Source organism: Bacillus sp. NEAU-242-2 (assembly GCF_027853835.1).
Taxonomy (GTDB): Bacteria; Bacillota; Bacilli; order Bacillales; family Bacillaceae; genus Bacillus; species Bacillus velezensis.
Map to the genome: position 1 here is coordinate 1 of NZ_JAPNNY010000001.1, position 16,460 is coordinate 16,460.

Below are 16,460 nucleotides of genomic sequence, written 5' to 3' on the forward strand. Positions count from 1 at the left end.
GCCTTGATCAAGGCCCTCTTCTTCATCTCGGAGTGTTCAGGCTGAAAGAAGCCGACCATCTGCTTATCACGATTCATCACCTTATCACGGACGGCGTGTCATGGAGGATATTGCTTGAAGATCTGCAGACAGCTTATCAGCAGGCATTGGACGGCAAACAAATCGAACTGCCGCCGAAAAGCGATTCTTATATAAAGTATGCTGAAGAGCTTTTTGACATTTCCAAGAGCAAAGCATTGCTGGAGGAAGCCGCATACTGGGACAGCGTGATGTCTGGTAAAACAGCGCCGCTGCCGAAAATAACTGATGAAAACGCCGGACGATTGCAGGAAAACGCGCACACTGCATCGTGGATATTAAGCAGCGAAGTCACGAAGCAGCTGCTGTTGGAAACACAGCAGGCATACGGAACGGATGTTCATGAATTGCTTTTAACGGCGCTTGGAATGGCGCTTCATGAGTGGACGGGTTCCGAACAGATGCTTATCAGCACTGAAGGACACGGACGCCAAGGGCATATTCCTGACATTGATATGTCAAGAACGGCAGGCTGGTTTACATCTGTTTACCCGGTGCTTTTGGATATGAGAGTGCCGGACGGCTCAGGCGAAAAAACCGCGCACCGCATAAAGACGGTAAAAGACATGATGAGACGGGTTCCTCATCACGGAACCGGCTACGGGCTGCTGAGATATTCGCGAAACATTCTTTATAAAGACCCAGAAATAAGCTTTAACTATCTCGGTGCGTTTGACGGTCTTGAGGGGACGCTGAAGATGTCACCGTTCAAGCCGCAGCATGATATAGCATCCGGGCGCATCCGCGAGTTTGATCTGGATATTAACGCGATGGTGGCGGCCGGGCAACTGGAGGTAAAAGCCGTTTATACCGATGTATTTGCACCGGGGGCAATCGAGTTCTTCATGAATCGTTTCCATACTCACCTCGAGGACATCATCGCCCATTGTTCCGGCAAGAAAGAGCGGGAAAAAACATTAACGGATTACAGCCATACAGAATTGACCGCTCAAGCACTATCAAGCATTGAAGATCTCGTAAAAGGACTTTAATTTCATAAAAAGGTGTGTGGCATTCGTGACACAAGCGACAGAAATTCAAGATATTTACCCTTTATCATATATGCAGGAAGGCATGCTGTTTCATTCGCTTCTGGATTCCGGATCAAACGCATATGTCGAGCAGATTTCGTTTACAGTCAGCGGGGATTTATGCATTGATACATTCCAAAAAAGTCTGGATATGCTTGTCAGCCGTTATGATATTTTCAGAACGATTTTCATAAAAGAAGTGCCTGACCTTGAAGGGCCGCAGCAGGTTGTCCTTTCACTCCGTGACACTGCCGTACAGACTGAGAACATTTCAGACTATTCGGAAGAACGGCAGCAAAGCATCATTGACGAATTTAAGGAAAACGACCGGCATAAGGGGTTTGATCTGCAAAAAGGCCCCTTAATGCGCTTGACTCTTTTTCAAACGGGAGAAAACCGCCATACATGCGTTTGGACTCATCATCACATTATGATGGACGGCTGGAGCTTGGGCCTTGTACTGAAAGATTTCTTCAGCATGTATTATGCGATCCGAAACAACAGGTCTGTAAACCTCGGCAGTCCGGCTCCTTACAGCACTTATATCAAATGGCTCCGAAGCCGGAATAAAGAAGAGACGTCAGCGTTCTGGTCGCGCTGCTTGGAAGATTACGGAGAAACCGTTTCCGTTCCGCAAACGAAGAATAAGCCGGCGAAAAACTGTTATGCATCTGAGCATTTTCAATTTTCCCTTGAGCCTGAAACCGTGCAAAAACTGACAGACATTGCCCGAGGCATCGGGGTCACGCTGAATACTATATTTACGGGCATTTGGGGTCTGCTTCTCCATCGTTACAACGGGACTGAAGATGCCGTCTTCGGTTCAGTTGTTTCCGGCAGGCCGTCAGCTATCAGCGGCATTGAATCCATGGCCGGACTGTTTATCAATACCGTGCCGGTAAGGGTGCGCGCGGCTGGTGATATGACTTTTTCTTCTCTTCTCAAAAAGGTGCAAAAAGAGTCACTCGCTGCGGAAGAGCACAGCTATTATCCGCTTTATGACATCCAAAACGAGAGCGGTCTGCAAAAAGATCTCTTGAACCATATCCTGGTCTTTGAAAATTATCCGGTTCAGATGCAGGCTGCGGTAAACGGCTGGCAGCAAACGGAAAGCAGTGCGCTCTCACTTGAAAACTTTTCGATGGCGGAAGAAACCAATTACGATCTTAACGTCGTCATCGTTCCGGGAGAAGAGTTTTATGTGAAATTCAGCTACAATGCGGGCATCTACGATCGGGAAGACATGAAACGGATCAAAGGGCATATTCTGGAGGTCATCTCCTGTGTAACGGAAGATCCGGACAGGCTTTTATCAAGCATCAGTCTCGTACCTCCGGAGGAAGAAGCCCTGATTCATTCGTTTAACGAAACGAACCGTCCGTACCCTGAGACAACCGTTCATGGGCTGTTTGAAGAACAGGCGGCAATAACGCCTGACCAAGAGGCGTTGAGATATAACGGAGTAAGCTGGAGCTACAAAAAATTAAATCAGCGGGCGAATCAGATTGCCCATGCGTTAAGGGAAAAAGGCGCCCGTTCCGATCAGATCACCGCTGTTATGCTGCGCCGATCAATGAGTACGGTTGCCGCTCTGCTCGGAATTTGGAAGTCGGGCAGCGCCTATATGCCGATTGATGCGGAATTTCCGCCTGAACGGATTTCATTTTTACTGAGAGACAGTGAAGCCTCACTGCTCCTGACTGAAAAAGACCTGCTCCCCCTCATTCCGCCGCATTTCAAGGGCAGCGTCGTCATCATGGAGGAAACGGTTTCCCAGCAGACCGCACCGCTTCCGCCGGTGTCTGACAGCGGAAATTGGGCGTATGTCATTTACACTTCCGGAACGACAGGCCGGCCGAAAGGGGTGCTTGTACAACACAAAGCGATCAGCAATACATTGCAATGGCGGCGTGAAGAATACGGGATGACAGAAGGAGACATAGCGCTTCATCTTTTTTCATACGTATTTGACGGGTCATTAACGAGTCTTTTCACTCCGCTTCTGTCGGGCGCCTGTGTACTGTTAACTGATGAAGATGATGCGAAAGACGTCCTTTCAATAAAACAGAAAATCGCCCGCCACGGAGTGAGCCATCTTCTGATCGTTCCGTCTCTGTATCGCGTTCTGCTTGATTCGCTGACGAAAAAGGATGCGCAGACGCTTCGGGCGGTGACATTTGCCGGGGAAGCGGCCACCCCTGATATCGTGGAAGCGAGCCGCAACATATGCCCGAATGCCGAGCTGCTGAATGAATACGGACCGACGGAAAACAGTGTGGCCACGACGATTCTGCGCAACCTGCAAAAAAGCAGCCGGATTACGATCGGGCGCCCGATTGCCAACACTTCTGTCTATATGATGCACGGAGATCGGCTGCAGCCGGTCGGAGCCGTCGGTGAACTGTGTATTTCCGGAAAAGGTCTGGCGGACGGATATTTTCAGCAAAAAGAGCTGACGGACAAAGTCTTTACCCCTCATCCGTTTCGTAAAGGTGAACGGTTGTACAGAACGGGAGATGCAGCCCGATTTTTACCGGACGGAACGATTGAATACATGGGACGCTTTGACGATCAGGTGAAGGTAAGAGGTTACAGAATTGAATTAGGAGAAATCGAAACGGCACTCAGAAGTCTGTCCGGGGTAAAAGAGGCGGCAGTCACCGTGCGCAAAACGGCGGACGGGGAACAGGAGCTTGCAGCTTATGTCGTACTGGAAAACGTCGGTGTGACATTTGATCCTCATGCCGAATTGGCCGGGAGATTACCTGCTTATATGATCCCGGGAAGCTTTACCAAATTGACGGAAATGCCGCTGTCTGTGAGCGGAAAACTTGACCGGGCCGCACTTCCTGAGCCGAAAGAAGCCGAGAGAACCGGTGATTATCAAGCTCCGCGCACAATGCTTGAGACTGAGCTGCTGTCTATTTGGCAAGAAGTGCTGAAACGGGAACACATCAGTATGAGAGATGATTTCTTCCAAATCGGCGGACAGTCGCTGAAAGCCGCGTCGCTTGTTTCAAAGATACATAAACGGCTGCAAATTGAACTTGCCGTCCGCCATGTTTTTGAACATCCGACTATCGAGAGCATGGCCCGCTTCCTAGAACAGAGGAAAAGAGGAGAATATGCAGAAATCATGCCTGCGGAGGCAAAGGACTTGTACCCGCTATCTTTTGCGCAAAAAAGGCTCTATGCCCTTCATCAGCTTGCGGCGGACAGTACGGGCTATCATATGCCCGCTTGTCTGGAGCTGAGCGGCAGACTCAACCGTGATCGTCTGCACGAAGCCTTTTCAGCGCTGTTACAAAGGCATGAAGCGTTACGCACATCATTTGTTTTGCGAAACGGGGAGCCGATGCAGCACATACATTCACATGTCGATCTCGATCTCACAGAGATTCACATGCCATCCGGGACACTTCTTCAAGCGACAATGGAAACTTTCGTCAAGCCGTTTGACGTGGAACAAGCGCCGCTTTTGAGAGTGACTTTAGCCAAAGCCACTGAAGAACGTCATTTTCTGCTGCTTGATATGCATCATCTTATCGTAGACGGTGTGTCAATGAGCGTTCTGATTCAAGAATTGACGGATTTGTACAGAGGAAAAGAGCTGCGGCCGTTAAAACTTCAGTACAAAGATTTTTCCGTCTGGCAGCATGAGCGGTTCGCCGCTGAAGAATTCAAAAGACATGAGCGGTATTGGCTGGATGCGATCGGGGAAAACATTCCCGTTCTTGATCTGCCGCTCGATAAAAAGCGCCCGCAGCTTCCTGATTTCAGCGGGTCCGTTGTACGAACGCGCCTTCAAAAAGAAACGGCGGAGAATTTGCGCCGGCTTATGGATGAGACGGGTTCGACGCTGTATATGATTCTTTTGGCAGGCTACTCCTTGTTCCTTTCTAAATTGAGCGGGCAGGAAGACATTATCGTCGGTTCACCTGCGGCCGGCAGAAGCCGCGCTGAGCTTGATGGGGTCATCGGCATGTTTGTAAATACCGTAGCAATGAGAAGCAGGCCGAAAGGGGATAAGACATTCCGCGCTTATTTAGAAGAGGTGAAAATGCTTGCCCTCGGCGCAGCCGAACATCAGGACTTCCCGTTTGAAGAACTTGCCCAAAAGCTTGATACACACCGGGAAGTCAATCGCAATCCGCTGTTTGATGCCATGCTCGTTTTGCAAAACAGTGATGATTTCAAAGTGAACCTTCCGGGCTTATCCGTTTCTTCACATGCAGTGAAACATGACATTTCAAAATTCGACTTGACGCTTCATGCCGAGGAACAGCCGGACGGCTCACTGGATTTTCATTTTGAATACAGTACCGCGTTGTTTGAAAAAGATACGATCGAACGGTGGGCCGGTCATTTTAAAGAGCTTTTAGGACAAATCGCATCGGATGATGAGCAGAAGCTGTCTGACATTCATTTGCTGGACACAAACGAGCGGCAGATGCTTCTTCAAGCGGAAAATCAAACAGCTGAGTATCCGAAGCATGAGACGATCGTCAGTTTATTTGAAGCACAGGCGGAAAAAATGCCGGATCAAATTGCAGCCGTTATGTCCGATGAGCGTCTCACCTACCGCGAGCTCAATGACAAGGCGGATCGAATCGCTGATATGCTGTCGGAAAACGGCATCCGCTCCGGACAGATTGTCGGAATTATGACCGAACGATCCCCGGATATGCTGATTGGGATTCTCGGTATTTTAAAAGCGGGAGGGGCTTATCTGCCGATTGATCCTGACTATCCGGACGAGCGGATTTCATTTATGCTGACTGACAGCGGCGCGCGTGTTCTGTTGACGCAATCGGGTCTTGGGATATCCGGAATGGACGGGCTGCCGGTATTATACATTGATAAGCCTGAATCCGTTTCAGCAGACAGAACGAAAGAAATGATAACGCCTGAACAGCCGGCTTACGTGATTTACACATCGGGCACAACCGGAAAACCGAAAGGCGTTATGACGGAACACCGCAATGTCATCAGCCTTATCACACATAAAGGACTGCCGTTTGATTTCGGCTCTGGAGACGTCTGGACGCTGTTCCACTCCTATTGTTTTGATTTTTCTGTCTGGGAAATATTCGGCGCGCTCTTATACGGCGGAAAGGTAGTTATCGTGCCGAAAGAAACAGCCCGTGATCCGCATTTGTACCGGCAGCTGCTGCAAAGTGAAGGCGTAACGGTGCTGAATCAAACGCCGACGGCTTTTTCCGGACTCATTCATGAAGAGGCCGGGCATGCGGACAAGCTGAAGCTTCGATATGTCATTTTCGGCGGAGAAGCGCTTCAGCCCGGCATGCTGAAAAGCTGGAAAGAGAAGTACCCGGAGACGGAGCTTGTTAATATGTACGGCATTACGGAAACCACGGTTCACGTCACATGCAAAAAACTGAAGATGGATGATATTGAGAGAAATAAAAGCAATATCGGCAGACCGCTGGAAACCCTTCATGCTTTTGTCATGGACGCCTATATGAATCCGCAGCCGATCGGAATTCCAGGTGAGCTTTATATCGGCGGGGAAGGCGTCGCGAGGGGATATGTAAACAGGGATGATTTAACCGCCTCCCGGTTCATCACGAATCCGCACAATACCGGCATGCGGCTCTACCGAACGGGCGATATTGCCAAAAGACTCTCAAATGGCGAGCTGGAATATGTCGGGCGGATAGATGCGCAAGTAAAAGTCAGAGGCCACAGAATTGAGCTGGGAGAAATAAAATCAGCGCTGCAGGAGCTTTCCTTCGTGAAAGAGGCCGCCGTGATCACACGTGCTGATCAGCACGGTCAGCACTCCATTTACGCATACGCGGTCATACACGGGAACGAAAAAATAAAAGAAGCAGAGATTCAGGCCTCTCTCAGAGCTTTTCTGCCGGAATATATGATTCCCGCCCGCTTGATAGAGCTTGATGAACTGCCTTTGACGGCGAATGGGAAGCTGGACGAGAAGGCACTCCCGCAGCCTGAATTAAATGAAAGCCTTGGAGATGATATCAGCCTGAGAAATGAAACTGAAGAAATGATGGCTGACATCTGGGAAGAACTCTTAGGTGTTGAAGGACTCGGCCCCAATGCTCATTTCTTCCATCTCGGCGGGGATTCGATTAAAGCGCTGCAAGTATGTGCGAGGCTGAAACAGCAGGGCTATGAAACGACCGTCCGCGAGCTGTTCGAGCATCAGACACTGGGAGAAGTGTCGATGCGGCTCCGGAAAGTCCGCCGCGTGATTGATCAGTCTCCCGTCACGGGAGACGTGCCGCTGACGCCGATCCAGCACTGGTTCTTTTCGCAATCATTGCCGCATGATCATTTTAATCAGTCCGTTATGCTCCGCAGTGCAGACAGAATCAATGAATCTGCTATGAGAAAAGCGCTGGCACAGCTCGCGGTTCATCATGACGCATTACGGATGGTATGCGGCACGCAAAACGGATCGGTGATTCAATATAACAGAGCGGAAAACCTTTCTGAAGAAGAACTCTTTACGTTTGAAACGCATGACGTAAGAGAGAAAGGTTCATTACAAGAGGAGCACGCCGCAATTGAACAGGCGGCCGCCCGTATTCAAACTTCCATTCGGCTGGAGACGGGTCCGCTCGTAGCTGTCGGCTTATTTCATGCCGCTGATGGCGATCATCTGCTGCTTTCCATTCATCACCTTGTCATTGACGGAGTGTCATGGAGGATTTTATTTGAAGATCTCACCGCGTGCTACAGGCAGGCGCTCGAAGGAAAAGAAACCGCGCTTCCGGCGAAAACCGATTCCTATCAGACTTACGCAAAGCAAATCTCTGATTATGCAAAAAGCCGCCGGCTGTTACAGGAAGCAGACTACTGGTCCGAAAGAGAAAAAGCGGCGGTCAAACCGCTTCCGAAAGATGCCCGTATCTCTTCCAATCTTCTGAAAGATACAGATGTGATGACCGTTACATTGACAAAACAGGAGACCGAGCAGCTGTTAACGGAAGCGAACAGAGCATACACAACAGAGACGGGCGAATTATTGCTTGCCGCGTTAAGCCTTGCGCTGAACAGATGGACCGGAAACGAGGCATTCAAAATCAGCATGGAAGGCCACGGAAGGGAAGAGCACCTGGAGCATCTTGATATCAGCAGAACCATCGGCTGGTTTACGTCAATTTATCCGGTATTGGTTGACGCAAGTTTTCAAGATCAGCCTGATGACGGTGAGCGTCTCGGTTATCACATTAAGCGGACAAAAGACATGATGCGCCGCATACCGCATAAAGGAGCGGGATACGGGGTGCTGAAATATATAAGCAAACTCTGGGGAGAGACTGAATCTGATTCTCCTGAAATCAGTTTTAACTATCTGGGACAGTTTGACCGGGAAATCCGTTCCAGCGGCTTCGGTGTTTCTCCCGTAAAAGCGGGAAATGAAGTCAGCCCAGACTGGGAACGCCCGTACACACTTGATATCAGCGGCTCCGTATCGTCGGAATGTCTCAGCATGCATGTCGTGTACAACCGTTTTCAGTATCAAAAAGAAACGATTGAAGTTTTGACGGGATATTTTCATACCTTTCTCAAGCAGATCATCACGCATTGCACAGGAAAAGAGGAGCGTGAATGGAGCGCCGCTGATTTCAGTGACGAGGAGTTAACGCTGGAAGATCTGAATGACATTATGGGAGCCGTCAACAAACTATAGAAAAGGAGTGGCGCAATGGGGCAGCAACCGGAAATACAAGATATATATCCTTTGGCTTTTATGCAGGAGGGCATGCTTTTTCATTCTCTGTTGGATCATGACTCAAGAGCCTACTTCGAACAAGCGGTGTTTACGATCAGCGGACAGCTTGACCGGGAACGATTCCAAAAAAGTATAGATGCTGTTTTTGAACGATACGATATTTTCCGTACGACATTTATTCACAAGAATGTGGCAAAGCCCCGCCAAGTCGTGCTGAAAAACAGGCCGAGCCGCGTTCAGTTTCATGATATTTCTCATTTGGACGAGAAGGCGCAAGACAAATATGCCGACCGGTTCAGAAAAGAAGATAAAGATAAAGGCTTTGATTTGCAATCAGATCCTCTCATGAGAGTCTCCATTTTGAAAAAAGCGCCTGAACGCTATGTTTGTATATGGAGCCATCATCATATTGTCATGGATGGCTGGTGCTTCGGAATTGTCATGAAGGAATTTCTGATGATCTATCAATCTCTGGGAGACGGACGGCTTCCGTCTCTCGAGCCTGTTCAGCCATATGGGAAGTATATTAAATGGCTCATGAAGCAGGATCGTAAAGAAGCTGAGATTTTTTGGAAAACGAGACTTGCCGATCTTGAGCAATCGGCGTCTCTTCCGAAAAAATCCGCGGAACCAAACGGCGAACTTGAGCAGGCGGTTTTCACCATTTCTGAAGAGCAGACAAATGAGCTGAAGAACATTGCGGCAAGGGCTGGAGCAACGCTGAATACAGTGTTCCAGGCACTGTGGGGCATTTTGCTGCAGCGTGTCAGCCGCTGTGATGATGCCGTTTTCGGTTCTGTCGTTTCCGGCCGGCCGTCGGATCTCGCAGGCGTGGAAAAAATGGTGGGACTGTTTATTAATACGATTCCCGTACGGGTGAAAAGCGGTTCATTTTCTTTTCTGGAGCTTGTCAGGCATTTGCAGCAGGAGACGCTGCAAGCAGAAGCTTACAGCTATTATCCGCTGTATGACATTCAGGCGCAAAGCCCTCTGAAGCAAGCGCTGTTTGACCATATTATCGTGTTTGAAAATGTGCCGGCCCAGCGTGAAATTGAAAATGTGAGTCAGGCCGGTTCATTTGATTTTGCGGTAGAGGATTTCACGATGGAAGAAGTCACAAACTACGGATGCAGCATAAAGGTGATTCCGGGCAATTCTCTTTATATCCGCTTAAAATTTGATACCGGTATATACGACGATGTTTTTATGAAGAATATCGAAACATTTTTACGGCATATGGTGAACTCAGTCATTTCCGACCCTGAAATCGGCGCTTCCGAGATCGCATTGCTGGATGCGTGTGAAGCCAGAAGTATGATGGATGCATTTAACCATACAGAAACGGTTGAACCGCCGGCTCCGACGCTTCACGGGCTGTTTGCCCGCCGCGCCGCGCTTTCGCCGCATCGTCCGGCGCTCCGTTTTCCGGACGGTATGCTGACGTACGCCGAGCTCGATCAGTACACGGACAGGCTCGCCGTCCGGCTCCGACAAAAAGGCGTCCGCAAAGAAAGCATGGTCGGCGTACTCGCCGAACGCTCGCCGGAGATGGCGGTTTCTGTGCTTGCCGTGTTAAAAGCGGGCGGCGCCTATGTGCCGCTTGACCCTGACTATCCTGAGGACAGGCTGCGCTATATGCTCGATGACTGCGGCGCTTGTCTCCTGCTTGCACAGCCGGGGTTATCCGTTTCCGGTTTTTCCGGCGAAACGCTAGAAGTGTCTCTTTCTGCTCTGACAAGTGAGACGGAGACAGGGGCTGTCTCTGACGAAGCGGATGCTGATTCGCTCGCTTATATCATTTATACGTCCGGTTCGACGGGAACACCGAAGGGAGTGGCTGTTGAACACCGTCAAGCCGCCGCCTTTTTATCAGGGATGCAAGGGCAGTTTCCGTTAACGGAAGAGGATATTATCGTGCTGAAATCATCCTTTTCATTCGACGCCTCCATCTGGCAATTGTTTTGGTGGACGATATCCGGCGCCTCCGTGTATCTGCTTCCGGCCGGCTGGGAGAAAGATCCAGTGCGGATGATTGAAGCTTTTTCTTCTGAAAAGGTGACGACCGCACATTTTATTCCGGCGATGGTCAACAGCTTTTTAGACGCGCTGGAAACTGAGCCTGCAGAAACAAGAACACGCCTCGGCAGAACACTGACACGCGTGTTTGCCGGAGGGGAAGCTCTTTCCCCGCTTACGGCTGCCCGGTTTGCCGATCTTCTGCCGGAGACCGTGCTTATTCACGGCTACGGGCCGACGGAAGCGACGGTCGATGCGGCCTTTTACGTCTGTGATCGAAAACGGGACAGCGGACGGACGCGGCTTCCGATCGGAAAACCCGTTCCGGGTGCCCGTCTTTATGTGTTAGACGGCGGGGGAACCGTCCAGCCTGCGGGCGTGGCAGGAGAGCTGTACATCGCGGGGACCGGCGTGGCCCGGGGCTATCTGAACCGCCCTGAGCTGACGGAGGAGCGCTTTCTCGATGATCCGTTTTATCCGGGAGAACGCATGTATCAGACGGGCGATATCGCACGCTGGACAGAAGACGGCCTTGTTGAATGGCTCGGGCGTTCAGACGGACAAGTGAAAGTCCGCGGCTACCGGATTGAACCGGGAGAAATCGAAGCGGCGATCCGGCGAATTGACGGCATTCGTGAGGCGGCGGTCACCGCCCGGACCGAACACGGCGAAACCGCACTTTACGCCTATATTGAAGGACGAAAAAGCGATGACGTGCGGGCGGAGCTTGCAACACGCCTTCCGGCCTACATGATGCCGGCTCAGTTCATAAAGATGAGCGAATGGCCGGTCACGCCGAGCGGAAAGCTTGACCGCCGCGCGCTGCCGGCTCCCGGCGGAGCGGCAGACAGACAGGCGTACACCGCCCCGCGGAACGTCACGGAAATGAAGCTTTGCACCCTTTGGGAAGAGGTGCTGAAAAACGGCCCCGTCGGCATCCGGGATCACTTTTTTGAGCGGGGAGGCCATTCGTTAAAAGCGACGGCTCTCGTATCCCGCATCGCCAAGGAGTTCGGTGTTCAGGTGCCGTTACAGGACATCTTCGCCCGGCCGACGGTGGAAGAGCTCGCTTCGGTTATTCAGGAATTGGAAGAGAGCCCGTATGAAGCGATTCAGCCTGCGCAAACACAAGATACCTACCCGGTGTCTTCGGCGCAGAAACGGATGTATGTGCTCCAGCAGCTTGAAGACGGCGGTGTCGGCTACAATATGCCGGCTGTGCTGGAACTGACGGGCCCGCTTGACCGTGTCCGGCTGGAGGAGACGTTCCGGCAGCTTGTGGAGCGGCACGAGTCGCTCAGAACGTCCTTTGAAACGGGGCCTGACGGCGAACCGGTGCAGCGCATCCATGACAGCGTGCCGTTTCAGCTCGATGAGGCCGAGTCAGCTGACGCATTCATCCGGCCGTTTTGTCTGGAGGAAGCGCCGCTCTTCCGTGCGGCCCTCGTGAAAGAATCGGACGAACGCCATCTTTTATTAACGGATATGCATCATATTATTTCTGACGGTGTGTCCGTCAACACCTTGATTAAAGAATTCGGCGAGCTGTACGCAGGCCGTTCGCTTGCGCCGATGCGCCTTCAATATAAAGACTATGCCGTCTGGCAGCGGTCGTTTCAGGAGAAAGAAGGGTATCAGAAGCAGGAAGCGTATTGGCTGAAGCGGCTCGAAGGAGAGCTTCCGGTGCTTGAGCTTCCGGCTGACAAGCCCCGTCCGACTGTCAGAAGCTTTGCGGGCGGCAGCGTATCGTGCACGCTTGACGCTGAAACGGCATCCGGCCTTCACCGCATCGCCCGGGATTACGGCTCCACTTTGTATATGGTGCTTCTCGCCGCGTACAATACGTTACTCGCGAGATTGAGCGGGCAGGAAGACATCATCGTCGGCTCGCCGATTGCCGGGCGTCCGCACAAAGACCTTGAACCGATTCTCGGCATGTTCGTCAACACGCTTGCCATCAGAACGGAGCCGAAAGGAGACAAACGGTTTACCGATTACTTGGCGGAAGTCCGCCAGGCGGCGCTTGAGGCGTATGAGCATCAGGACTACCCGTTTGAAGAGCTGGTGGAACGGCTCGGCGTGCAGCGGGACACAAGCCGCAATCCGCTGTTTGACGTGATGTTTGTGCTCCAAAATATGGAGCGTGAATCCCTGAATTTAAATGAGCTGCATTTGACTCAAGCTGCGGATACAAGTCATAAAACCGCAAAGTTTGATGCCACGCTTTACGCGTCAGAAGGGTCTGACGGTTCCATCAGCTTTGATTTTGAATTCAATACAGATATCTATCAAAAACAGACAATCGAAAAATGGCTTTCTTACTTTACCCGAATTCTTACAAAAGTAATTGAAGACCAAACAATACCGCTTGGTGACATTCACGTACTGGATGATGCTGAAACAAATCGCGTCATTTATCAGTTTAATCAGACGAAAAGCGATTACCCAAGACACGAAACCATCAGCCGTTTATTTGAGCGGCAGGCTGAAGAAACCCCCGATGCCCGGGCAGTTGTATATGATGGACAAATCTTGACATACCGTGAGCTGAACGAACGGGCTAACAGAATAGCGGCGGCTCTCCGATCAAATGGCGTCGGTCCGGAAAGCGTTGTCGCCTTATTAACCGGACGCACAATAGAGCTTGCTTCCGGAATCCTCGGAATATTAAAAGCGGGAGGCGCCTACTTGCCTATCGGTGACGATGTGCCTCGGGAACGGGCTGAATGGATGCTTAAAGACTGTAAAGCTGATATTCTTCTCCAATCTGATAAACTTGACGGTCTGCCGCTTTCAGGAAAACGTTTATTCATAGAGGATATTCAAACAAAGGCCGGCTTGAGTTCGGAAAATCCCGAACCGCTCGGCGGACCTGAATCGTTGGCCTACATGATTTATACGTCCGGGTCAACAGGTGCGCCAAAAGGCGTCATGATTGAACAGCGAAGCGTGATCCGCCTTGTGAAAAACAGCAATTATATTGATTTTACGCCGGAAGACAGACTGTTGTTTACTTCATCATTAGGATTTGATGTAACGACATTTGAAATATTCGGTCCGCTTTTAAACGGCGCTTCTTTATATGTAAGTGACCAGGAAACCTATCTCGACTCTGATGTTCTGGAAACATTTATACAGCAAAACGGCATTACGACACTGTGGCTGACATCGTCTTTGTTCAATCATCTATCAGAACAAAATGAATACGTGTTTTCCGGATTATCCCGATTGATTATCGGCGGGGAAGCACTGTCCCCAAGTCATGTAAACCGGGTTCGGAATGCGCTGCCGTATCTCTCGGTATGGAATGGATACGGGCCGACTGAAAACACGACGTTCTCGACTTGCTTTTTGATTGAACAATCATACGATCATTCAATCCCGATCGGCCGCCCTGTCGGAAATTCAACCGCATATATCATAAACAGCAGGGGAACACCGCAGCCGATCGGCGTCATCGGTGAATTATGCACAGGCGGAGACGGTGTGGCAAGAGGATATTTCGGCCGCCCTGAGCTGACGGAAGAAAAATTTGTCCCTAATCCTTTTGTTCCCGGAGAACGGATGTACCGCACCGGGGATTTAGCCCGCTGGCTGCCGGACGGAACGATTGAATATGCCGGACGGATGGATGATCAAGTGAAAATCCGCGGTTATCGGGTCGAGCTGGGAGAGATTGAAGCCGCACTAAGGAGCCTGGACGGCGTGAAAGAAGCTGCCGTGTCAGTCAGAACCGGGCAGTCCGGCAATAAAGAACTGATCGCATATATGAGTCTGCAGGCGGACATGGATACAGAAAAAGTGCGTTCTTCACTTTCTAAGCAACTGCCGAATTACATGGTTCCGGCCTATATGATGGAACTTGAGAAGCTGCCGCTTACGCCGAACGGTAAATTGGATCGGAAAAATCTGCCCGAACCGGAGCTCGCGCTTCAAACCGCATACACAGCTCCCCGCAATGAGCTTGAAGAACAGCTTTCCGTGATCTGGCAGGAAGTGCTCGGCACAAAACAAGTCGGGATTGAAGACTCATTTTTTGAGTTGGGCGGCGATTCAATCAAAGCGCTGCAAGTTGCCGCACGGCTCGGACGCTACGGGTGGAAAATGACGGCAAGTGACTTATTCCGGCATCCGTCCATTAAGGAACTCGCGCCTCTTATCCGGAAAGCGGAAAGAGTCATCGATCAGCGGCCGGTGGAAGGAGACATACCTTGGACACCCGTTCAGCACTGGTTTTTATCACAGCGGATGGAAAACAGAAATCATTTCAATCAGTCCGTCATGATGTTCAGCTCTGACGCATTGCATAAACAGCCGCTCAAACAAGCTTTGGAGCATCTTGTCATTCATCATGATGCACTCCGGATCACCGTCAGTGCAGAAAACGAAAGTATCAGACAAATCAATCACGGTATTCAAAAAGAAGAACTGTACAGCTTGGACATTTGGGATCTGTCTGAGACAGATACTTGGGAAAGAGAAATAGAAGATGAAGTGGCTGCGCTCCAACAGCGGATGGATATTGAAAAAGGGCCGTTATTAAAAGCCGGATGGTTCAAAACCCGGTCAGGGGATTATTTATTCATCACCGTACATCACCTGGCGGTTGACGGAGTGTCATGGCGTATTCTGCTGGAGGATTTATCTGCCGCTTACACTCAAGCCGTAAAAGGTCAGCCGGTCCAGCTTCCGCCAAAGACCGATTCGTTTAAGCAATACGCCGTAAGGCTTTCAGAATACGCAAAAAGCAGCAAGCTGATGCGTGAAGAAGAATATTGGCGTTTTATTGAAGAAGAAACAGCCGCCGAACTTCCTTATGAAAAACCGCAGCATCAGACGGGAGCCGACAGCGTTCGGCAAACGGTAAGCTTTACGCTTACAGAAGAAGAAACGTCCGTTTTGCTTCAGCAGGTCAACCGGGCCTACCATACCGATACGCAAGATATTCTTCTGACTGCCGCAGCTTTGGCTTTACGGGACTGGACAGGGGGCGGCAGACTGCGCATCGCGATGGAAGGGCACGGGAGAGAGCACATCATGCCGGAGCTCGACATCAGCCGCACCGTAGGCTGGTTTACCTCCATGTACCCGGTGCTCATTGACTTGAACACAGCAGGCGCTGAGCTTGGAACGGCTGTAAAAACGGTCAAAGACACACTCGGAAGAATACCGGATAAAGGAATAGGCTACGGCATTTTAAAATACATGACACCGTCTGAACAAAAAACAATCCGCTTCAGACAAGCGCCTGAAATCAGCTTTAACTATTTAGGGCAATTCAATGATACAGAAGATCAGCACACATTCAGTTTATCCGGTCTTGCGAGCGGGCACGACATCACGCCGACATGGCAGCGGGAACAAGCGGTGGAAATGAGCGCGATGGCAGCACAACATAAACTGCACTTCAGTTTGAGCTATCCGCCGAGCCGCTTCCGCAAAGAAACGATGGAACAGCTGCTGCAAACTTTACAGCAATATTTGCGTGATATTATGGCGCACTGCACCGGCAAAGAGGAAGCAGAAAAAACCGTTAGTGATTTTAGCAGCAAAACGTTAACATCTGATGATTTGGACAGCATAGCGAGTTTTGTCGAGGAACTGTAGAA

At 50.5% G+C, this 16,460-nt stretch carries 3 protein-coding genes; all 3 read left to right on the forward strand.

All coding sequences use genetic code 11. The features are described from left to right. A partial coding sequence (locus OWN49_RS00005; protein WP_270908341.1) for a condensation domain-containing protein occupies positions 1-1,070 on the forward strand: 1,070 nt, incomplete at its 5' end. A gap of 25 nt (positions 1,071-1,095) precedes the next feature. After that, positions 1,096-8,793 carry a non-ribosomal peptide synthetase gene (locus OWN49_RS00010; RefSeq protein WP_176283356.1) on the forward strand — a complete coding sequence of 2,566 codons (7,698 nt, stop codon included), beginning with the start codon at positions 1,096-1,098 and terminating at the stop codon, positions 8,791-8,793. A gap of 15 nt (positions 8,794-8,808) precedes the next feature. Next, on the forward strand, positions 8,809-16,458 hold the full coding sequence (locus tag OWN49_RS00015; RefSeq protein WP_176283355.1) for a non-ribosomal peptide synthetase: 7,650 nt from the start codon (positions 8,809-8,811) through the stop codon (positions 16,456-16,458). The last annotated feature ends 2 nt before the right edge of the window (positions 16,459-16,460 follow it).